Source organism: Streptomyces sp. STAM6 (genome assembly GCF_054963715.1).
Genome location: NZ_JBUEFZ010000058.1, coordinates 1 through 20,866, shown reverse-complemented (window position 1 = coordinate 20,866; position 20,866 = coordinate 1). Strand labels below are relative to the sequence as shown.

The following is a 20,866-nucleotide window of genomic DNA, read 5'->3' as shown; positions in this document are numbered from 1 at the left end:
AGGCGTGCGCTCAGCCCAGGGTGTCGGCGGCGAGGGTGCTGGAGTCGCGCAGGAACGTCGAGCAGCGCTCGTACTCCTCCTGTTCGCCGATGGCCTGGGCCGCACGTGCCAGGGCGTGCAGTGCGCGCAGGAAGCCGCGGTTCGGCTCGTGCTCCCACGGGACCGGGCCGTGGCCCTTCCAGCCGTTGCGGCGCAGGGCGTCCAGGCCGCGGTGGTAGCCGGTGCGGGCGTACGCGTACGACTCGACGACCCGGCCGGCCTCGTAGGCGTCGTCGGCGAGCTGGGCCCAGGCGAGCGACGAGGCCGGGTACTTCGCGGCGACCTCGGCGGGCGCGGTGCCGTTCGCGAGGAGTTCGCGCGGCTCGGGGTCGTCGGGCAGGTGGGTGGGGGGCGGTCCCCCCAGGAGGTTTTCGTGGATGGCCATGCCCCAAGTGTCACAGGTCGGGGCGGGTGTCGGCAGCCGAGTCCGGCTCCAGGGGCGGGGATGTCACCCCGCAGTGCATCCGGCACTCGGGATGGCATCGCGCTTCCGCCGGGGTCCGGATCGTCCACCAGGCGAGGGCGGCGCCCGTGACCAGCAGGCCCGCGCACATGGGCATGGCCCGCTGGAACGTCGAGCCGAATTCGTCCGCCGACCGGTAGGCCTCCGGGCCCATGCCGGCCAGCAGGGGCACGGCGGCCACCGCGAGCAGGCCCGCGGCCCGTGCCGCCGCGTTGTTGATGCCGCTGGCCAGTCCCGCCCGGCCGACGTCCACGGAGGCCAGGACGGTGGCGGTCAGCGGGGCGACCAGCACGGTCATGCCGAGGCCGAGGACCACCATCGCGGGCAGCACGTCCGCCGCGTAGGAGGCGTCCTCGCCGACCCGCAGCATGAGCAGCATCCCGGCGGCGCACAGCAGCGGCCCCACCGTCAGGGGGATGCGCGGGCCGAGCCGCTCGCCGACCTCGCCGGCCTTCGCCGAGAGCAGCAGCATCAGCACGGTCGTGGGGAGCAGGGCCGTTCCGGCGGCGAGCGCCGAGTAGCCGGACACCACCTGCAGCTGGAGCGCCGCGAGGAAGAAGAAGCCGCTGAACGCCGCGTAGACGCACAGGGTCACCAGGTTGACCGCGGTGAAGAGCCGTGACGCGAACACCGACGGCGGCATCATCGGGTCGGGGCGCCGCCGCTCCACCCTCACGAACGCCACGCCGGCGACCACTCCGAGCGCTCCGGCCCACGGCGCCTGGTCGATCAGCGCGTAGGTCACCAGGCCCAGACTCAGGGCGCCGAGGACCGCTCCCAGCACGTCGAACCTGCCGTGGGCGCGCTCGTCGCGGGACTCCGGGACGTGCCGGAGCGCGATGGGTACGCACAGCGCCGCGAGCGGCACGTTCAGCAGGAACACCCAGCGCCAGCCGGGTCCGTCGACGAGCCAGCCGCCGACGAACGGCCCCACGGCCGCCCCGACGCCGCCGAATCCGGACCAGAGCCCCACCGCGCGGGCCCGGTCGTCGGGATGGAAACTGGCCTGGATCAGGGCCAGTGACCCAGGGGTGAGCAGGGCCCCGCCGATGCCCTGGAGGGCGCGCGCCAGGACCAGAACGGGGGCGTTCGGGGCCAGCCCGCACAGCAGGGAGGCCGCGGCGAACCACACGGTGCCGAGGACGAAGATCCGCCGCCGCCCGTACCGGTCGCCGAGCGCGCCACCGAGCAGGATCAGCGCGGCGAGCGTCAGCATGTACGCGTTGACGGTCCACTGCAGCGCCGCCATGTCGGCGCCGAGGTCCTCGCCGATGTGGGGCAGGGCGACATTGACGACGGTCGAATCCAGCAGCACCATGCTGGATCCGAGGACGGTGGTGAAGACGACCCACCGCCCGGTTCCGGAGGCCAGCCTGATGTCCATACGGGCATCCTCCTCCCAGGCCGAGAGCCCGGCATCCCCCTCCGACGCCGAGAGCCCGGCACCGCGTACGGTGCCGGGCCCTCGGGGGTGACCGTGCCCTACTTCAGCTTCGTGCCGGTGGAGCGCAGCGCGGCGCAGGCCTCGGCCACGCGCTTGGCCATGCTCGCCTCGGCCAGCTTGCCCCAGGTGCGCGGGTCGTAGGTGGACTTCTTGCCGACCTCGCCGTCGACCTTCAGCACACCGTCGTAGTTCTTGAACATGTGGTCCGCGACCGGACGGGTGAAGGCGTACTGGGTGTCGGTGTCGAGGTTCATCTTCACGACGCCGTTCTCCAGCGCGGTGGCGATCTCCTGCTCCGTGGAGCCGGAGCCGCCGTGGAAGACGAAGTCGAACGGGTCGGCCTTGCCGAACTTGGCGGCGACGCCCTCCTGCAGGTCCTTCAGCAGCTCGGGACGGAGCACGACGTTGCCCGGCTTGTAGACGCCGTGCACATTGCCGAAGGAGGCGGCCAGCAGGTAGCGGCCCTTCTCACCCAGGCCCAGGGCTTCGGCGGTGCGGATCGCGTCCTCGACGGTGGTGTACAGCTCGTCGTTGATCTCGTGGCTGACGCCGTCCTCCTCGCCGCCGGTCGGGGTGATCTCGACCTCGAGGATGATCTTGGCGGCGGCGGCCTTGGCGAGCAGCTCCTGGCCGATGGCCAGGTTGTCGGCGAGGGTCTCGGCCGAGCCGTCCCACATGTGGGACTGGAACAGCGGGTTCTCACCCTTGGCGACACGCTCGGCGGAGATGTCGAGCAGCGGACGGACATAGCCGTCCAGCTTGTCCTTCGGGCAGTGGTCGGTGTGCAGCGCCACGGTGATGTCGTACTTCGCGGCGACGATGTGAGCGAACTCGGCCAGGGCGACCGCGCCGGTCACCATGTCCTTGCTGTGCTGGCCGCCCAGGAACTCCGCGCCACCGGTCGAGATCTGGATGATGCCGTCGCTCTCGGCCTCGGCAAAGCCACGCAGCGCCGCGTGCAGGGTCTGGGACGAGGTCACGTTGATGGCCGGGTAGGCGAACTTGCCTGCCTTCGCCCGGTCGAGCATCTCGGTGTAGACCTCGGGGGTTGCGATGGGCATCTGTCCGCTCCTTGTGATCTGCGGTTGCGTTGCGTTTGCTGATCCCTGACCTGGGGGGCGACGTCATCGTCGCACCTATCTTTCCAGATGGCCCCGTGGGCTCCACAGTGCGGCGCCCCCTGGCATACGCAAGGGGTGGACGGTTTCACGTGAAACCGTCCACCCCTTGGAGAAGCCGCAGGTCAGGCCCGCGTGAGGCGAAGATCAGGCAAGCCCGAGCTCATCCAGCGCAAACGCGTACAGGTACGGGACACCGGCCGTTCCGCTGATCTTCTCGCCCGCGCCGGTCGCCCGGTCGACGATCGTCGCGACCGCCACGACCTCGGCACCGGCCTCCCGGACCGCCTCGACGGCGGTCAGCGGCGAGCCGCCCGTGGTGGAGGTGTCCTCCACGACCAGCACCCGCCGGCCCTTGATGTCCGGGCCCTCGACACGACGCTGCATGCCGTGCGCCTTGGCGGCCTTGCGGACGACGAAGGCGTCGAGCCGCCGGCCACGGGCGGCGGCGGCGTGCAGCATCGCCGTGGCGACGGGGTCGGCGCCCAGGGTCAGGCCGCCCACCGCGTCGAAGTCGAGGTCGGCGGTCAGATCGAGCATGACCTGACCGACGAGCGGCGAGGCGGCGCCGTCGAGCGTGATCCGGCGCAGATCGACGTAGTAGTCCGCCTCGAGACCCGAGGAGAGGGTCACCTTGCCGTGCACCACGGCCTTGTCCTTGATCTGCTGGAGCAGATCGGCTCGTACGTCAGTCATGCCCATGAGCTTAGGGGGTGTCCGGTCAGAGCCGTCGCCACGCGAAGGTCGCCGCGATCTCCAGCGGCTCGATGGGGGTGACGAGCCGGGGCTGGGTGTTGAGCCCGTTGGGCGGGCCGGACTGCGGCTCGACGCACACGGCCGCCTCTTGCTCGTCGTAGATCACCACCCATGCGGCGCGGCTGGTCACCTGGAGCTCCAGCAGGCCGGGCCAGGTGAGGGTGACGTCGACGCCGTCGGGCATGCCGAAGCAGTCGTCCCAGGGGCCCGGTGCGGGGTCGACGCGCCGCCCGGTGGGCAGATGGTCGTCGCCGCGCTCCTCCTGCCACTGGGGGGTGAAGGCGAGCTCCGCGGCGCTGTCGCCGAGGCTCCGGTTGAACCAGGGGTGCCAGCCGGCCTGCGCCGGGAAGGAGTCGCCGGTCGTCTCGATGCCGAGCTGGAGCGTGAGGGAGTCCTCGGTGAGCTCGACGGTCTGGGTGACCCGGCCCGGGTACGGCCAGGGCTCGGCGAGGTCGTAGATGAAGGACGCGTCGCTCTTGCCGGCCACCGCGGTGCGCCAGGCGGTGTCACGGCCGGTGCCGTGGATGGCGTGCGGGGGAGAGTTCAGCGGCATCTGGTGCCGGGTCGCGCCATTGGTGAACCGGCCGTTCGCGATCCGCCCGCACCAGGGCACCATCGGGAAGCAGCCGTATTTCTCGCCCTGCCGCAGCAGCTCGATACCGCCGACCCGCAGGCTTTCCAGGCGGCACCCGTTGTCCGGACGCACCGTCAGCTCGACGTCTCCGGCGGCGAGCCGGACCCTCTCTTCGCTACTCGTCACAGGCCGAGACTACTTGCGGCGGCGCAGCGCGCGCCCCACCACGACGGCGGAGGCGAGCGCGAGTGCGGCGGCCGGGGCGAGCCAGCGCAGCGTGGCCGAGGTGGTACCCGTCTCGGGGCCGGGCATGGGGGCGTAACGCCCCCGCGGCGGGGCGTGGTCCACCTCTTCGGCGCTGCGTCCGATCATGGTGCGCCGGGCGTGCGTGGCCTCGACGGCCGGCTCGGGCAGCGGTCCGTCGGCCACCGGGAACTCCTCGTCGGCGAGCGGGTCCAGGGACGGCGGCGGTACGGGCGCGTCGAAGACGGTTCCGGGGCCTTCGGCCCCCTCGTCGACGCCGTCGTCGTCGAAGACGATCCGGTCGTCCGGCTCCTCGCCGGCGGCGCCGGCCTGCCCGGCAGCCTCGGCGACGGTGGTCGCCAGGGACTCGGCGAAACGGTCCAGCAGGCGGTGGGCCGCGGAGTCCTTGGCATCCTCCGGAAGCTCGGAGAGGCGTCCGTCCGCATGCGTGGTGCCCGAGAAGGCGAGCGTGGTGCCGCCCTCCGCCGGGGTCAGCCGCACGGTCAGGGTGAGCTTCGCCGAGCCGGTGCCCCGCGCCTCGCCCCCCTCGCCCGACACGGCGAAGACGTCGTCCTCCTGCTCGACGACGCTCAGGGCGCCGCGATAGGTGATGGTGTGCCCGCCGACACGGACTTTCAGACGTCCGGACAGGGGGCCGGCCGCCTCGTCGGCGTCCTGCTGGAGCCCCGGGACGCAGCGGGCCACACGCGTGGGGTCCGCCAGCACCTCGCGGAGGGTCTGAACGGCAACCGGAACGAACACCTCATGCTCCATGGAAACCGAGAGTACCCAGCCCCCGGGCCGAAGTCTCCCGTGTCGTACGAAGGAGGCGCTAACCGCCGTACCGCGGGTGCACGAGCGTGGAGGGCGGCAGGGCGTACGACGGCGTGCGTGCCGCCGGTTCGTCGACCCTGGGCACCCGCCCCCGCGCGGCCAGGACGAAGCCCCAGTCGCGGGGGGCACGCTCACCGTGTGTGGCCCGGTCGGGGCCGGCGAAGCCGGCGAGCCGCCCGGTCGCGTAGTACGGCCGGGTCGTGAAACCGGCGGCCCGCAGGGTGGCGTCGACCGTCCAGAACGTGCGCGGGCGGGACGCCATCGGCCCGGCGTGCACGACCAGCCTGCCGCGGTCGGCCAGGGCACGCCCCGCCAGGCCGTAGAACTCCTGTGAGTACAGCTTGGTGCTGGCACTGATGCCCGGGTTCGGAAGGTCGGAGATCACCACGTCGTACGCCCCGGGGCGGGCCTCCTCCCGCAGCCAGGCGAAGGCGTCCGCCTGCACCACCCGGACGCGCTGATCGCCGTAGGCGTGACCGTTGAGCCGGGCGAGCGCCGGGTCCGTGCGCGCCAGCCGCACGACGCCCGCGTCGAGCTCGACGACCGTCACCGTCTCCACACCGCCGAACCGCAGGGTCTCGCGCAGGGCCAGGCCGTCGCCGCCGCCCAGGATCAGCACGCGCGCGTGTGGGCCGCGCATGGCCGGGTGGACCAGCGCCCGGTGGTAGCGGTGTTCGTCGCGTCCGCTGACTCTCAGCCGCCCGTCCAGGAAGAGGTCCGGTGCCTCGTCCCGGCCGCCCGTGAGCACCACTTCCTGCACGTCCGTCTGGACGGCGACCCTCACCCGCTCGCCGTACACCGCCCGCCGGGCCGCCCGCTCGAAGTCGTCGACCAGCACGGCCGCGGCGGCCAGCACGCAGAGGACGGTCAGGTTGGCGACGATCAGCAGGCGGCGCCCGCGTGTCGACAGGTCCCGCCGGAACAGCCACAGCACGAGCGCCCCGCCCGCCACCGTGTTGACGGCCCCCGTGAACAGCGCGCTCTCCAGCTGTCCGAGCCAGGGCAGCAGCAGAAACGGGAAGGCGAGCCCGCCGACGAGCGCCCCCACGTAGTCGGCGGCGAACAGATCGGCGACGGTGCCGCCCGCGTCCTGCTCGGCACGCCGGGAGATCCGCTGGATCAGGGTCATCAGCAGCGGTATCTCGGCGCCGATCAGCACGCCGATGGACAGGGAGAAGGCCACCAGCACATACCGGGACTCGCCCATCCAGGCGAACGCGGCGTACAGCACGAACGCCGAGCAGCCGCCGATCAGCGCGAGAGCCGACTCCACCAGCCCGAAGCCGACCGCGGCGCGGCACCGCAGCCGCTTGGCCAGCAGTGAGCCCACGCCCATCGCGAAGACCATCACCGAGAGGACGACGGACGCCTGGGTGACGGAGTCCCCCATCAGATAGGAGGCGAGCGCGACCAGCTCCAGCTCGTACACCAGACCGCACGCGGCGCAGACGAAGACCGCCGCAAGCACCAGGAACCGTCCCGCCCGCGGACGCACGGTCAGCGGCGCCGCACCGGGACCGGGCGGCGCGGAGACGGAGACGGGCACTTCGATCACCCAAATAACGCTACGTCACGCCACGGTGGCGCCATGTCACCCACAAGGGTGTAACTCCGCTTCCAACGGGTGGACTTACAGGGGTGCGTGCATACGGACGCCCACGCTGGTCCTGGTCACCACCAGCTGCCCCTCCTGCGGGTAGGCGTGCCAGGTGCGCCACCGCACCTGACCCTCATGGCGCTGCGCCAGCATCGCCGTGAAGGCGTGCGGCGAACCGGGGAACGTACCGGCGAGCCCGTTCGGATGGTCCGCCACCAGTGCCAGCAACTCCTGCGCCCGGCCCGCGAACGACCCCTGCGAGAGGGTCTCGACACGGGCGGCGAACTCGTACTCCCACTCCCCGATCCGCTTGGCCACCCCGAGCGGCAGCGGCGTGCTGCTGCCGGGCATACAGGCGACGGTCTCCGAGCATCTGCCTCGCTCCTCTTCGAGCAGGACCTGGTGAGAAGCGCCGAGCAGTCTCAGCTGGAGCGAGGCGCCGGACAGTTCGAGGTCGAGCACGGCGAGGGCGGGCAGCGCCTCACGACCCAGCGCCCAGGCCAGGTCGGCCGCACGCGTGTCGGTATAGGCGGTTTTGAGCGTCGTGAGCATGGGTCGGCTCCGCAAACACGGTTTGACGGGTGGACCGGGGGTCGTCCCGGAAACGTTCAGGGGGACTGGGGGAAATCTCCGTCTCGGGTCCACACGATGGTCCGAGGGCTGGATGTTCTCGTCAGCGAGGGAATCATGAACTGCGGAAGACTCACAGCGTTTTTACCCAACTTGCCGTGGTTTCCATCCCCTCGGGGGCCTGACAGTTCAACTGTTCAACAAAAACCGGGTCGGAGCCCGTGACGAGGCCCCAACAGAAGGGCGTCCGGCGGGAGTTCATCCCGCCGGACACCCCCAGGGGTCGCGGACCAGCTGCCCCGTGTCAGCTGCCTCCGCCACCGCATCCGCCCCCGCCGCCTCCGCCCCCGCACGACGAGCCACCGCCGCACGAGGAGCCGCCGCCGCAGGAGGAGCCGGCCCACCAGCTTCCGCCGCCGGACGAGCCGCTCCGGCCGCGCCGCCTGCGCTTCTTGCCGCCACCGCTCAACACGTTGGCCATCGCGACGAGGAAAACAAACCCACCGACCAAGAAGAAACCGAGTACGTCCATCAGTTTCACCATCCCCCGTGTCGTGCGTGAGAGGGGGATGCCCCCGCCCCCACACCTTCAAATCGGAATTGAGCAAGTCCAGAGGTTCGGCCGGACTTTCAGCTGCAGGAGGAACCGCCTCCGCCGCAGGAGGAGCTCGAACAGGACGAACTGGAACAGGACGAGCTCGAACAGGACGCCGCGACGGAACAGGAAGAGGACGAGGACGAAGAAGAAGAGGACGCCGAGGAAGAGGAGGAGGACGACCGGGACGCGGACGGCGAGTAACCGCTGTCCCCCGCCCACCAGCTGCCTGCGACGGTCTTCCGCGAAGCCCTCGTCACCACCCAGACCACGCCCCCGACGACGACGCCGATTCCCACCAGGAACACGACTACCTCCATGGCCCTCACCTGCCTTTCTCTCTGCCGTTCGTATGTGTGTGGCAGGGAGATCCCCAGGGTGATCACGCCTCAAAGCGCACTTGAGGAAGTCCAGAGCTTCGGCCCAGGATGACGGCCATGACACGACCGCTGCTCAACCGCCGCCTCGCGGAATTCGGCACCACGATCTTCGCGGAGATGTCCGCGCTGGCCGTCCGGACCGGATCCATCAATCTGGGCCAGGGCTTCCCGGACACCGACGGCCCCGACGAGATCAGGGAAGCCGCGGTCCGCGCGCTGCGCGACGGCCGCGGCAACCAGTACCCGCCGGGCCCCGGCGTCCCCGAGCTGCGCCACGCCGTCGCCGGCCACCAGCGGGAGCGGTACGGCCTGGAGTACGACCCCGACACCGAGGTCCTCGTCACCGCCGGGGCCACCGAGGCGATCGCCGCGTCCCTGCTCGCGCTGGTCGAGCCGGGCGACGAGGTGATCGCGCTGGAGCCTTACTACGACTCGTACGCCGCCTGCATCGCGATGGCGGGCGGCACCCGTGTCCCGGTCACCCTGCGCCCCGACGGAGACCGGTTCGTCCTGGACCTGGACGAGCTGCGCGCCGCCGTCACCGACCGCACCCGGCTCATCCTCCTCAACACCCCGCACAACCCGACCGGCACCGTCCTCGACCGCGCGGAACTGGCCGCCGTCGCCGAGCTGGCCGTGGAGCGCGACCTGCTCGTGATCACCGACGAGGTGTACGAGCACCTGGTCTTCGACGGCGCCGCCCACGTCCCGATCGCGACGTTCCCCGGCATGCGCGAGCGCACCGTCTCCATCTCCTCCGCCGGCAAGACCTTCTCCTTCACCGGCTGGAAGGTCGGCTGGGCCACCGGCACGCGGGAACTCGTGACCGCGGTCCGAACCGCCAAGCAGTACCTGACGTACGTGAGCGCGGGCCCCTTCCAGTACGCGATCGCCGAGGCGCTCCGCCTGCCGGACGCGTACTTCGACACCTTCCGCGCCGACCTTCAACGCAAGCGCGACCTGCTCGGCGACGGCCTCCGCTCGGCCGGGTTCGAGGTCTACCGGCCCCAGGGCACGTACTTCATCACCACCGACATCACCCCCTTCGGCGAGAAGGACGCCCACGCCTTCTGCCGCGCCCTCCCCGAGCGCTGCGGCGTCGTCGCCATCCCCAACTCCGTCTTCTACGACGACTCCGGCGCCGGCCGCAGCCAGGTCCGCTTCGCCTTCTGCAAGCGGAAGGAAGTTCTGGGCGAGGCAGTAGCACGCCTCGAGCGACTCGCTCCCTGAGAGCGAGAGGGCCGGTCCGCGGCGACCGGGAACGACCGCTCCCTACGACGGCGGCGCCGAGGGCACGGCCGCACCGGGAGTCCTTCGTCGATCCGGAGGAAGCGCCCTAGCGGCTGGGCGGAGCGCTGTCACGACGACACGCGCGTGCGGGTCCGCTCCGGGGACACACCACCCGGGCGGGCCCTCTGCGCTCGCGTGGTCCCCCCGCGCCACCGAAGGTCTGGGGTGAACGTTCATGCGCGCATGGAGGTGCACCCTGTCCGCCGAGACCCTCGACCGTGTGGCGCCCTCGGCCGGCCGGCCGGTCCCCCGCCGGCTCGCCGCGCTGCACCGGGCCGTGCCCGCCCTCGGTCTGTTCGCCGCCGCCCGCCTCGCCGGGATGACCGTCATGGCCCTGTGGGCCTGGCACGTCGGCCGCTCGCCGCGCGCGCTGCTCGCCACGTCCTGGGACTCCGACTGGTACCTGCGGATCGCCGCCCACGGCTACGGCCGCACGCTGTACTGGCCGGACGGAGCGGTCCAGTCCGACCTGGCGTTCTTCCCGCTCTACCCGGGTCTCGTGCGGGCGGTGAAGACGATCCTCCCGGTGGCGGGCGGCACGGCGGGGCTGCTGATCTCGTGGGCCGCGGCGGCGACCGCCGCCTGGGCGATCTACCTCATCGGCGAGCGGCTCCACGGACGGGCGGTGGCGACCGCCATGGTGCTGCTGTGGGGGCTGATGCCGCACTCGATCGTGCTCTCCATGGCGTACACGGAGCCGCTGCTGACGGCGTTCGCGGCGTGGTCGCTGTACGCGGTGCTGACCCGGCGGTGGCTGTGGGCGGGCGTGCTGGCGGGGCTCGCGGGGGCGTCCCGGCCGAACGGGGTGGCGGTGGCCGCCGCGGTCGTCGCGGCAGCGGGGTACGAGGGGTGGCTGATGCTGCGGCGCCGGCGCCGCAACGACTGGCGGATCTGGACGGGCGCGGCGGTGGCCCCGCTCGGCTGGGCGGGCTACCTGCTCTGGGTGGGGGTGCGCACGGGCGACCCGCTCGGCGGCTACTTCGCCGTGCAGAACGGCTGGACGTCGCGGTTCGACTTCGGCGTGGGCACCCTGCGGTTCGCCCGCACCGTCGCGACCCGGCCCATGGACCTGGGGTTCACAGGCGCGTTGCTCATCACCGCGGCGGGGGTGCTGCTGTTCGCGCTGTACCTGCTCGACCGGCCCCCACTGCCGCTGCTCGTGTACACCGCCGTGCTGGTGCTGATCGCGGTGGGCGGCTCCGGCTTCTTCGAGTCGAAGCCGCGTTTCCTGCTGCCGGCGTTCCCGCTGCTGGTGCCGTTGGCGTGCGCGCTGCGAAAAGCCCGGCCGAAGGCCGCGATCGTGGTGATCGCCGCCCTGGCCGGGCTCTCGTTCGGCTACGGGACCTATGTGCTGACGCTCGCCCCGATGGCGCTGTAGGGCCGCTCAGGCCTCGGCGTCGCCGGGCTCCTCGCCGTCGTCCGCGGACTCGAGGCCGAACTGCTCGACGAGCCACTTGTCGAACTCGATCGAGGCGCGCACCCAGCTGACCGTGGACGACACGAAGTGCTCCAGGCCGACGCCCGTGCCGATCAGCATCTGGGCCTCGCCGATGAGCCGGACGGTGGCGCCGCCCTGCTCGTCCTCGTGGAGGTGCGTGTAGACCTTGGGCCACAGGGTGCGGCGGTTCCAGTCGTCGATCGTCTCCAGGATCTTGGAGCGGTCCTCGACCGGGTGCGGGCGGTCGTAGAAGGTCCGTACCGAGAAGACCTGCTGGTCGCCCTCGCCGCGGAACATGAAGTACGTGCGGAATTCCTCCCACGGCGCCGCGAGGTCACCCTCGTCGTCGACGACGTACTTCAGCTCCATCTGGTCGAGGAGCTGCTTGACCAGGTCCTGGTCGGGGACGACGGGGCCCGCCGGTCCTGAGGCCTGAGGCTTGGGCTGGCCCCCGAAATTCGGAATCGAGGACGGGTCGATGCTCACCGTGAATTTCCCTTCGTACGGATGCCGCCATCCTCTCCCATCCCGGGCGGGGGGTGGCAAGCCCGCACCGCGGTGATCCGCTGCGGGCTGACATGATCTCGTGTCCATGACCGAAAAGAGCCGGAAATCCGGGGACACCGGAAAAGGAAAGACGCGCGGGTGGCGCTGGGGAATATGGGTGACGCTGCTCCTGGTCCTGGGGCTGCCGGCCGGCTGTCTGGCGTGGGGCGCGTACTCACTCAGTGAGTCCGGGCGGGAGCAGGAGGTGCCCTGTGACAAGGTGATGGAATTCGCCCGGGGCACCCTCCCCGAGGGGGCCGCCGACGCCCGGTGCACGGGCATGCACTGGCAGGACACCCTCGTGGAGGCGGACTTCCGGATGCCGCGCGGTCAGGTGGCGGGGTGGCTGGCCGCCGGCTGGCCGACGGCGGAGCCGTCCCGGCCCTGCGACACCGACCTGTGTGTGCACGCGGAGTACCAGGACGCCGACCTCTGGGCGGTCACCGTGAAGGTGACGTACGAGGACGGGGACACCGCCCTCGTACATCTCACGGCCTTCGACATGTGACGGCCGTGGCCCCTACTGCGCCGCGCCCACGATCAGGCCGTCCTCGAACCGGTCCACGCGGACCGTGTCGCCGTCCTTGACCTCTCCGGCCAGGATCTCCTTGGCGAGCCGGTCGCCGATGGCCGTCTGGATCAGGCGGCGCAGCGGCCGCGCGCCGTACGCGGGGTCGTTGCCCTCGTCGGCCAGCCACTCCAGGGCCGCCGGGGTGACGTCGAGCGTGAGCCGGCGTTCGGCCAGGCGCCGGCCGAGCCGGTCGATCTGCAGCCGGGCGATGTGGGCGAGCTCCTCCCGGGTGAGGGCCGAGAAGACCACCAGGTCGTCGAGCCGGTTGAGGAACTCCGGCTTGAAGGAGGCCCGGACGACCTCCAGCACCTGCTCCTTCTTCTGCTCCTCGCTGGTCAGCGGGTCCATCAGGAACTGGCTGCCCAGGTTGGAGGTCAGGACGAGGATGGTGTTGCGGAAGTCGACCGTACGGCCCTGGCCGTCCGTCAGCCGGCCGTCGTCCAGCACCTGGAGCAGGATGTCGAAGACCTCCGGGTGCGCCTTCTCGACCTCGTCGAGCAGGACGACGCTGTACGGGCGGCGGCGGACCGCCTCGGTGAGCTGGCCGCCCTCCTCGTAGCCGATGTAGCCGGGGGGCGCGCCGACGAGCCGGGCGACGCTGTGCTTCTCGCCGTACTCACTCATGTCGATGCGGACCATGGCCCGCTCGTCGTCGAAGAGGAAGTCGGCGAGCGCCTTCGCCAGTTCCGTCTTGCCGACGCCGGTGGGGCCGAGGAAGAGGAAGGAGCCGGTGGGCCGGTCGGGGTCGGCGATGCCCGCGCGGGTGCGCCGGACGGCGTCCGACACGGCGCGGACGGCCTCGCTCTGGCCGATCAGCCGCCGGCCGATCTCGTCCTCCATCCGCAGCAGCTTCTGGGTCTCGCCCTCCAGGAGGCGGCCGGCCGGGATGCCGGTCCAGGAGCCGACGACGTCGGCGATGTCGTCGGGGCCGACCTCCTCCTTGACCATGGTGTCCTTGGCGGCCTCCTGCTCGGCCTCGGTGGCGGCCTCCAGCTCCCGTTCGAGGCCCGGGATCTCTCCGTAGAGCAGCTTGGACGCGGTGTCGAAGTCGCCGTCGCGCTGGGCGCGCTCGGCCTGGCCGCGCAGCTCGTCGAGCTTCTCCTTGAGCTCACCGACGCGGTTGAGGCCCTGCTTCTCCTTCTCCCAGCGGGCGGTGAGGCCGCGCAGCTCCTCCTCCTTGTCGGCGAGGTCGCGGCGCAGCTTCTCCAGGCGCTGCAACGAGCCGGCGTCGGTCTCGTTCTTCAGTGCCAGTTCCTCCATGCGGAGGCGGTCGACGGCGCGCTGGAGCTCGTCGATCTCGACGGGCGAGGAGTCGATCTCCATCCGGAGCCGGGAGGCGGCCTCGTCGACGAGGTCGATGGCCTTGTCGGGGAGGAAGCGGGAGGTGATGTACCGGTCGGAGAGCGTGGCGGCCGCGACGAGCGCGGAGTCGGCGATCTGGACCTTGTGGTGGGCCTCGTATCGGCCCTTGAGTCCGCGCAGGATCGCGATGGTGTCCTCGACGGTCGGCTCGGCGACCAGGACCTGCTGGAAGCGGCGCTCCAGCGCCGGGTCCTTCTCGATGCGCTCGCGGTACTCGTCGAGGGTGGTGGCGCCGACCATGCGCAGTTCGCCGCGGGCGAGCATGGGCTTGAGCATGTTGCCCGCGTCCATGGCCGAATCGCCGCCGGCGCCCGCGCCGACGACCGTGTGCAGCTCGTCGATGAAGGTGATGATCTGTCCGTCGCTGTCCTTGATCTCGGACAGGACGGTCTTGAGGCGCTCCTCGAACTCTCCGCGGTACTTGGCCCCGGCGACCATGGCGCCGAGGTCCAGGGCGACCAGGCGCTTGTTCTTCAGGCTCTCGGGGACGTCCCCCTTGACGATGCGCTGGGCCAGTCCCTCGACGACGGCGGTCTTGCCGACGCCGGGCTCGCCGATGAGGACGGGGTTGTTCTTGGTGCGGCGGGACAGCACCTGGACGACGCGGCGGATCTCCTGGTCCCGGCCGATGACCGGGTCGAGCTTGCCCTCCCTGGCGGCGGCCGTGAAGTCGGTGCCGAACTTCTCCAGGGCCTTGTACTGGCCCTCCGGGTCCGCTGTGGTCACCCGGCGCCCTCCCCTCGCCTTCTCGAACGCGTCGAGCAGCCGCCCGGCGCTCGCGCCCTGCCGGGTGAGCACCTCGCCGGCCTGGCCGCCCTTGGCCGCGATGCCGATGAGCAGGTGCTCGGTCGACAGATACTCGTCGCCCAGTTCCTTGGCCCGCTGCGAGGCGTCGGCGATGACGGCGAGCAGTTCGCGGTTGGGCTGCGGCGGGGCGACGGTGGAGCCGGTGACGCTGGGCTGGGCGGCGAGCAGCCGCTCGGCCGCGGAGCGTACGGCCGCCTGGTCGGCCTCGACGGCGGCGAGCAGGTCGATGATGTTCTCGTTGTCCTGACCGGCCAGCAGCGCGAGCAGCAGGTGCGCGGGCGTCAGATCGGGGTGCCCGTCGGACACGGCGCGGCTGGTGGCGGCGTTGATCGCGTCACGGCTTTTGTTGGTCAGCTCGGCGTCCACGTACCTTCTCTCCTCCGTTTTCGTGGCTCGGCTCACCTCCGGGGCGCCTTCGCGAGTGCCGGCGGTCGGATCGGCGTGGTCCCTCGTCGCTCGGGACCTCCGCGCGTTCTCCCCTTCGGCACCCCGCGCGCCCCTTCGGCTCGCTCACCCAAAGGCACCCTAAGGCTTTGACTTAACCAACGTACACAAAGTTGAGTCCATTCCGCTCAAGGTGGTGGCGGTCGACGCCCGCCGGTAGGTTCCGGCACATGGCCATAGACCTGCGCGACCCCGATGCGTCGTACCTCAGCTTCTGGCGCGAGTACCACATGTGCACCCTCACCACCCCCCGGCCGGACGGCACGCCGCACGTCGTGGCCGTGGGCGTGACCTACGACCCCGAGGGCGGCGAGAAGGGCATCGCCCGGGTGATCACCAACAAGCACAGCCGCAAGGTCGCGAACGTGCTGGCCGCCGGGCCGGAGGGCGCGCCGGTGGCGGTCTGCCAGGTGGACAAGGGCCGGTGGGCGACGCTGGAGGGGCGGGCGGTCGTCCGCACCGAGCCGGAAGTGGTCGCGGACGCCGTGGCGCGCTACGCGCGGCGATACGGCCGGACTCCCGCGCCGAACCCGGACCGCGTGGTCATCGAGATCGCCCTGACCCGGGCGATGGGCCGCGCCTGACCTCCCGTGGGCGCCGATACGGCCGCGCGGGACAGGCGCGCACAGCACAGCGGCGCCATCGTGTTTCAGGTCCACGATGGCGCCGCTGTGTGGGGGAAGCACCTGAGCGATTTACAACGACGGGGGAACCGCTCAGGCGCTGCGGGGGGTGGCGGGGGTGGTCTCGGCCTCGACGAGCTGGTGGTCACGCTGGTCGAGGTTGACGAAAATCATGCCGTACCGGATGGCACAGCGAACGGGCTGCGGGGCACCGCGGGGCCGGCGGAGGCACCGGTAGGCGCGGATGTCCTCGTCGTCTCCGCGCGTGATGACGATCGGCTCCCCGAAGAGGGTGACCATCAACGAATCGCCACTGTGCGGCACGGCCGTGACGAGGTCGATGAAATGCCACCCGGAACGGTAGGCGGACGCCATCTCGCGCCGGAAGCGGGGGTCTTCAGGAACCGTCATGCCCCCACGAACCCCCAACCGGGGTCGTGCTGGTCGGCAGGAGCGACTGCACCCCATCCAGGATCCATGGTCTTGGCGACGATCTGCGCCTCAGCGCCCCAGCCTGGATCCTCGGCTGGCGCCACCGCTCCCACCGCTGCAGCAGCGATGAGCGCAACACCAACTACGGTGCGTATGAGCTTCTTGGCCATGACCGAGCAACCTCACTTGAAGGTGATACATCCCGCTCCCCCGCAGCCACGACGATGGCCCACTCCTCACGTTTTCACCACTGGCTCAATGCATCATGTTCCTGAATCGGAAAAGCCTGGGGGTGTACAGATGCGATCAGATCGGGATGAACAGGGACATCCCCATAGCCACGTTGAGCTCTGCGAAACCGGTTCCCAGATCTACACGGAAGCTCTTCGTGCTGGTCGAATAGCCCGCGACGACGTCGCGGCGGCACCCTGCCTCATCGACCTCGACCTGCTCCGGCCCGATCCCGACGACGCGCGGTGGCTCCGACCGGTCCCGCCCTCCGCCGCTTTGGCGCAACTGATACTGCCCATCGAGAAGGAAATACAGGATCGGCGGCGACTGACCATCGCACTCGCCGACGCGTTTGAGCCATTCATGGCGGTCAGCGCCCAGGATCCCTGCCCGACCCACTCGATCGTCGTGCTGGAAGGCCTGAAACGGATCAACGCGAGCCTCGACCGCGCCGTCGCCGAGTGCTCGGTGGAACTGCTGACGGTGCAGCCGGGCAGCGGCCGCAGCGCGCACACCTTCGGCGAAGCGCTGCGCCGGGTGAGGCCGTTGCTCGGGCGGGGCATCAAGATGCGCACGCTCTACCAGCACACGGCCCGTCACCAGCCCACGACTTTGGCTTATTTGGAGCGCATCGGTCCCGAGGTCGACGTCCGCACGCTGGAAGAGATCATCGACCGGCTCATCATCGTCGACCGCAAGGTGGCGTTCGTTCCCGCGAGCCGCGACCGCCAAGTCGCCCTGGAACTGCGCCACCCCGGCCTCGTGGAGTACCTCGTCGGGGTCTTCGAGCAGTTCTGGCTGCAGGCCGTCCCCCTGGACGACCCGGTCATCTACGAGCCCCACCCGCACGGCATCAGCGGCGTCCAGCGCTCCATCGCCAAGCTCCTGGTCGAGGGCCACGTCGACGAGGCCATCGCCCGCCGGCTCGGGATGAACGTCCGCACCTGCCGCGCCCACATCGCCAAACTCGCCTCCGCGCTGGGCAGCGGCAGCCGCGCCCAGCTCGGCTATCTCATCGCCCAGTCCGGGATCCTGGAGCAGGACCACTGAACATGAACGACCGCGCCGCCGCCGACCCGGCCATGGCCCACCCGCGTATCGCACTCGACCACAAGGCGGGCACGCTCGACGTCTCCGGCTCCGGACTGCCGCCCGTGCGCCTCGTACGGGCGACGAGGACGGAGCCGGAGACGCACATCCCGATCGGGACGCGCGACGCCTCCCTGCTCACCCTGACCGTGGACGGCGCGCCCGCCCGCATAGCACCCGCCCGGGGACGCATCTCCCGCCGCTCCTACCGGGTCGACGCGACGGTCGACGGCACCGCCTACCGGCTGGTGCCCTGCTCGTACGGCGAGAGCCGCTTCCTGAGGAACGGCCGCCGCCTCGGGCTCCTCGAATCCGCCGGCGACGGCAGTGTCACGGCCGACTGGGACGAAGGAGCGGAGCCGAGCGCCCGGGACGTCGCGGTCGCCACGGCACTGGCCGCGGCGTACGGGACGGGCGCCGCACCCTGGTGGGAGACCGCCCTGAACGCCCTGAGCGAACTCATCCCGTGAACCGCGAAGGTCCCCTCCACCCGTGAACGGCGAAGGTCCCCTCCACCCGGGAGGGGACCTTCCTCACAGCCGTGGGCACAGGGCCCGGACGCCGGACCTGCCCTACTCTCCGCGCTTGGGCGGCTTGGGCCGCCAGACCACCAGCGCGCTCGTCTGCTGCACGTCCTGGTACGGCACCAGGTCGCGCCGGTACGAGGCGTGCACCTGGGCCTCGCGCTGCCGCATCGCGGCCGCCGCCCCCTCGACCGCCGCGCTCAGCTCGGCGATCCGGGCCTGCAGCGCCGCGACCTGGTTCTCCAGTTCGATGATCCGCTTGATGCCCGCCAGGTTGATGCCCTCGTCCTGCGACAGCTGCTGCACCTGGCGGAGCAGCTCGATGTCGCGGGCCGAATAGCGCCGGCCCCGGCCGGCCGTACGGTCCGGCGAGACCAGGCCCAGCCGGTCGTACTGCCGCAGCGTCTGCGGGTGCAGACCGCTCAGCTGGGCGGCGATCGAGATGACGTACACCGGCGTGTCGTCGGTCAGTTCGTAGGGATTGCGACTGCGCCCGGGTCGGCTGTCCATAGCGTCATGCTCCCTTCGCGGCCTGGAACAGCTCCGCCCGCGGGTCTTCGCCCGCGGTCGCCTCGCGGTACGACTCCAGCGCCTCACGCGCCTTGTCGTCCAGCTCCTTCGGCACGGCCACCTCGACGGTGACGAGCAGGTCGCCACGCGTGCCGTCCTTGCGGACGGCGCCCTTGCCGCGGGCCCGCATCGTGCGGCCGTTCGGCGTGCCGGCCGGGATCTTCAGCGTGACCGCGGGCCCCCCGAGGGTGGGCACCTTGATCTCGCCGCCCAGCGCGGCCTCGTGGAACGACACCGGCACCGTGACCGTGAGGTTGTCGCCGCGCCGGCCGAACACCGGATGGGCGTCCACGTGCACCACGACGTACAGGTCACCGGCCGGTCCACCGCGCTCGCCGGGCGCGCCCTTGCCGCGCAGCCGGATCCGCTGCCCGTCGGAGACGCCCGCCGGGATACGGACCTGCATGGTGCGCGACGACTTGGCCCGTCCGCTGCCGTGGCAGACGTCGCAGGGGTTCTCGGCGATCAGGCCGCGCCCCTTGCAGTCCACACACGGGTCGGTGAGCGAGAAGGAGCCGCTGCCGCCGCGCGACACCTGACCGGTGCCGACGCAGGTCGGGCACACGCGCGGCGTGCCGTTCTTGTCACCCGTGCCCGAACAGGCCTTGCAGGGCTGCTGGCTGGACATCCGCAGCGGGACCGTGGCCCCGTCGACGGCCTCGGTGAAGCTGAGCGTCACCTCGGACTCGATGTCCTGGCCGCGCCGCGGCTGCGTACGCGTCCCGGCTCCGGCGGCACCCCGGTTGAACAGACCGCCGAACACGTCCCCGAGGCCGCCGCCGAAGCCGCCGGCGCCCGCGCCGCCCTGGGCGCCGCCTCCGAAGAGGTCGCCCAGGTCGAAGTTGAACGTGCCGCCGGCTCCGCCGGGACCGGCGCGGAAGCCGCCGTTGCCGAAGAGGGCGCGCGCCTCGTCGTACTCCTTGCGCTTCTTGGGGTCACCGAGGATGTCGTTCGCCTCGGAGATCTCCTTGAAGCGCTCCTCCGCCTTGGCGTCGCCCTTGTTGGCGTCCGGGTGGTTCTCCCGGGCGAGCTTCCGGTACGCCTTCTTGATCTCGGCCTCGGTGGCGTCCTTGGGGACGCCGAGAACCTTGTAGTAGTCCTTCTCGACGAAGTCCTTCGTGCTCATCGACGTCCCTCCTTCCGGACGATCACCGCGTCACCCGCAGGGTGCCGTGCCCCGGTCCCACGCGGGACCAGGTCACGCACCCTCCTCGGGCCCACCGCTCTCCTCGTCGGCCGACTTGTCTTCCCCGGACGCGTCCTTGGCGTCCTTGGTGTCCTTGGGCGCCGTCCCCGGCTGGGGCTCGGCGACCGCGACACGCGCGGGCCGGATGGTCCGCTCGCCGATCCGGTACCCCGGCTGCAGGATCGCGACGCACGTCGTCTCGGTGACGTCCGGTGCGTAGCTGTGCATCAGGGCTTCGTGGATCGTCGGGTCGAAGGGCTCGCCCTCCTTGCCGAACTGCTGCAGGCCCATCTTGGCGGCGACCGTCTCCAGCGATTCGGCCACCGACTTGAACCCGCCCACGAGCTCGCCGTGGTCCCGGGCGCGACCGATGTCGTCGAGCACGGGCAGCAGCTCGGTCAGGAGGTTCGCGACGGCGATCTCCTTGACCGTGACCCGGTCCCGCTCGACCCGGCGCCGGTAGTTCTGGTACTCGGCCTGCAGCCGCTGGAGGTCCCCGGTGCGCTCGGCGAGCGCGCTGCGGGCCTGGTCCAGCTGGGCCGTCAGGCCGGCCGTCTGGTTCGCGTCCCCGGCCGGGGCCGCCGAGCCCTCCTCCGTGGAGGGGGTCCCGGCGGTCTCGGCGGCGTCGTCAGGGGTGGCGCCGGAGGGGACGTCGGGCTTCTCCTCGAAGCCCGGGGTCTCCTCCGTCATGCGGCCCCACCCTTCGGCTTCTCGTCGTCGACGATCTCGGCGTCGATCACGTCGTCGTCGGCCTTGGCGCCCGCGGCACCCGCGTCACCGGCACCGCCGGCGGCCTGCTGGCCGGCCTGGGCGTCGGCGTACATGGCCTGGCCGAGCTTCTGGGAGACGGCCGCGACCTTCTCGGTGGCGGTGCGGATCTCCGCGGTGTCGTCGCCCTTCAGCTTCTCCTTGAGCTCGTTCACCGCCGTCTCGACCTCGGTCTTGACGTCACCGGGGACCTTGTCCTCGTTGTCCTTGAGGAACTTCTCGGTCTGGTAGACGAGCTGCTCGGCCTGGTTGCGGGTCTCGGCGGTCTCGCGGCGCTTGTGGTCCTCCTCCGCGTACTGCTCGGCCTCGCGCATCATGCGGTCGATGTCGTCCTTCGGCAGCGCGGAGCCACCGGTGACGGTCATCTTCTGC

22 protein-coding genes are annotated in these 20,866 nt (G+C 71.2%); 6 read left to right on the top strand and 16 right to left on the bottom strand.

Features of this window, described 5'->3' with window-relative positions; all coding sequences use genetic code 11:
- Nucleotides 1-10 precede the first annotated feature (10 nt).
- From ACY34K_RS32865 to ACY34K_RS32825, 9 genes are all read right to left on the bottom strand, one after another.
- Nucleotides 11-424: a DUF3151 domain-containing protein gene (locus ACY34K_RS32865; RefSeq protein ID WP_462753755.1), complete on the bottom strand. Its 414-nt coding sequence runs from the start codon at nt 422-424 to the stop codon at nt 11-13.
- Between the two features lie 10 nt (nt 425-434).
- On the bottom strand, nt 435-1,886 hold the full coding sequence (locus ACY34K_RS32860; RefSeq protein WP_462753753.1) for an MFS transporter: 1,452 nt from the start codon (nt 1,884-1,886) through the stop codon (nt 435-437).
- Nucleotides 1,887-1,984: 98 nt separating this feature from the next.
- Entirely contained in the window at nt 1,985-3,025 is a 1,041-nt protein-coding gene (gene fbaA, locus ACY34K_RS32855; RefSeq protein WP_462753757.1) for a class II fructose-bisphosphate aldolase, read from the bottom strand.
- Between the two features lie 186 nt (nt 3,026-3,211).
- Nucleotides 3,212-3,760 carry an orotate phosphoribosyltransferase gene (pyrE, locus tag ACY34K_RS32850; protein WP_462753751.1) on the bottom strand — a complete coding sequence of 183 codons (549 nt, stop codon included), beginning with the start codon at nt 3,758-3,760 and terminating at the stop codon, nt 3,212-3,214.
- 25 nt (nt 3,761-3,785) lie between these two features.
- Nucleotides 3,786-4,580 carry an aldose epimerase family protein gene (locus ACY34K_RS32845; RefSeq protein WP_462753749.1) on the bottom strand — a complete coding sequence of 265 codons (795 nt, stop codon included), beginning with the start codon at nt 4,578-4,580 and terminating at the stop codon, nt 3,786-3,788.
- A 9-nt stretch (nt 4,581-4,589) separates the two neighbouring features.
- Nucleotides 4,590-5,411 carry an SRPBCC domain-containing protein gene (locus ACY34K_RS32840; RefSeq protein WP_462753747.1) on the bottom strand — a complete coding sequence of 274 codons (822 nt, stop codon included), beginning with the start codon at nt 5,409-5,411 and terminating at the stop codon, nt 4,590-4,592.
- Between the two features lie 58 nt (nt 5,412-5,469).
- Nucleotides 5,470-7,026, bottom strand: a complete 1,557-nt coding sequence (locus tag ACY34K_RS32835) for a polyamine aminopropyltransferase (RefSeq protein ID WP_462753745.1) — start codon at nt 7,024-7,026, stop codon at nt 5,470-5,472.
- Nucleotides 7,027-7,101: 75 nt separating this feature from the next.
- On the bottom strand, nt 7,102-7,620 hold the full coding sequence (locus ACY34K_RS32830; RefSeq protein WP_462753743.1) for a DUF2617 family protein: 519 nt from the start codon (nt 7,618-7,620) through the stop codon (nt 7,102-7,104).
- Nucleotides 7,621-8,227: 607 nt separating this feature from the next.
- Nucleotides 8,228-8,455, bottom strand: coding sequence for a hypothetical protein (locus ACY34K_RS32825; RefSeq protein WP_462753741.1), 228 nt, complete (start codon nt 8,453-8,455; stop codon nt 8,228-8,230).
- Nucleotides 8,456-8,661: 206 nt separating this feature from the next.
- Here ACY34K_RS32825 and ACY34K_RS32820 point away from each other — a divergent pair, with 206 nt between their 5' ends.
- Entirely contained in the window at nt 8,662-9,843 is a 1,182-nt protein-coding gene (locus ACY34K_RS32820; protein WP_462753739.1) for a pyridoxal phosphate-dependent aminotransferase, read from the top strand.
- A 235-nt stretch (nt 9,844-10,078) separates the two neighbouring features.
- The gene (locus ACY34K_RS32815) at nt 10,079-11,281 is read left to right on the top strand and encodes a hypothetical protein (protein WP_462753737.1); all 1,203 of its coding nucleotides are present in this window, start codon (nt 10,079-10,081) and stop codon (nt 11,279-11,281) included.
- 6 nt (nt 11,282-11,287) lie between these two features.
- Here ACY34K_RS32815 and ACY34K_RS32810 read toward each other — a convergent pair whose 3' ends face one another.
- Complete coding sequence (locus tag ACY34K_RS32810; RefSeq protein ID WP_462753735.1) at nt 11,288-11,827, bottom strand: type III secretion system chaperone family protein; 540 nt, start codon at nt 11,825-11,827, stop codon at nt 11,288-11,290.
- A 178-nt stretch (nt 11,828-12,005) separates the two neighbouring features.
- Between ACY34K_RS32810 and ACY34K_RS32805 the strand changes: the two genes are divergently transcribed.
- Complete coding sequence (locus tag ACY34K_RS32805; RefSeq protein ID WP_462753733.1) at nt 12,006-12,395, top strand: hypothetical protein; 390 nt, start codon at nt 12,006-12,008, stop codon at nt 12,393-12,395.
- Nucleotides 12,396-12,407: 12 nt separating this feature from the next.
- Here the strand turns inward: ACY34K_RS32805 and clpB are convergent, their stop codons facing one another.
- On the bottom strand, nt 12,408-14,993 hold the full coding sequence (gene clpB / locus ACY34K_RS32800) for an ATP-dependent chaperone ClpB (protein ID WP_462753731.1): 2,586 nt from the start codon (nt 14,991-14,993) through the stop codon (nt 12,408-12,410).
- Nucleotides 14,994-15,241: 248 nt separating this feature from the next.
- Between clpB and ACY34K_RS32795 the strand changes: the two genes are divergently transcribed.
- The gene (locus ACY34K_RS32795) at nt 15,242-15,655 is read left to right on the top strand and encodes a pyridoxamine 5'-phosphate oxidase family protein (protein WP_462753729.1); all 414 of its coding nucleotides are present in this window, start codon (nt 15,242-15,244) and stop codon (nt 15,653-15,655) included.
- A 132-nt stretch (nt 15,656-15,787) separates the two neighbouring features.
- On the opposite strand, the gene ACY34K_RS32790 is transcribed toward ACY34K_RS32795, so the two are convergent.
- Nucleotides 15,788-16,105, bottom strand: coding sequence for a (2Fe-2S)-binding protein (locus ACY34K_RS32790; protein WP_462753727.1), 318 nt, complete (start codon nt 16,103-16,105; stop codon nt 15,788-15,790).
- A 321-nt stretch (nt 16,106-16,426) separates the two neighbouring features.
- Here ACY34K_RS32790 and ACY34K_RS32785 point away from each other — a divergent pair, with 321 nt between their 5' ends.
- Together ACY34K_RS32785 and ACY34K_RS32780 are read left to right on the top strand one after the other, a co-directional pair.
- Nucleotides 16,427-17,407, top strand: coding sequence for a helix-turn-helix transcriptional regulator (locus ACY34K_RS32785; protein WP_462753725.1), 981 nt, complete (start codon nt 16,427-16,429; stop codon nt 17,405-17,407).
- A gap of 2 nt (nt 17,408-17,409) precedes the next feature.
- Nucleotides 17,410-17,916: a hypothetical protein gene (locus ACY34K_RS32780; RefSeq protein WP_462753723.1), complete on the top strand. Its 507-nt coding sequence runs from the start codon at nt 17,410-17,412 to the stop codon at nt 17,914-17,916.
- 102 nt (nt 17,917-18,018) lie between these two features.
- Here ACY34K_RS32780 and ACY34K_RS32775 read toward each other — a convergent pair whose 3' ends face one another.
- From ACY34K_RS32775 to ACY34K_RS32760, 4 genes are all read right to left on the bottom strand, one after another.
- A complete protein-coding gene (locus tag ACY34K_RS32775) occupies nt 18,019-18,480 on the bottom strand; it encodes a heat shock protein transcriptional repressor HspR (protein ID WP_462753721.1) in 462 nt (153 codons plus the stop codon).
- A 4-nt stretch (nt 18,481-18,484) separates the two neighbouring features.
- The gene (gene dnaJ / locus ACY34K_RS32770) at nt 18,485-19,666 is read right to left on the bottom strand and encodes a molecular chaperone DnaJ (protein WP_462753719.1); all 1,182 of its coding nucleotides are present in this window, start codon (nt 19,664-19,666) and stop codon (nt 18,485-18,487) included.
- Nucleotides 19,667-19,738: 72 nt separating this feature from the next.
- On the bottom strand, nt 19,739-20,416 hold the full coding sequence (grpE, locus tag ACY34K_RS32765; protein ID WP_462753717.1) for a nucleotide exchange factor GrpE: 678 nt from the start codon (nt 20,414-20,416) through the stop codon (nt 19,739-19,741).
- Nucleotides 20,413-20,866: Hsp70 family protein (locus ACY34K_RS32760; protein WP_462753715.1), on the bottom strand; the 454-nt coding region annotated here is incomplete at its 5' end. The genes grpE and ACY34K_RS32760, both read right to left, overlap by 4 nt.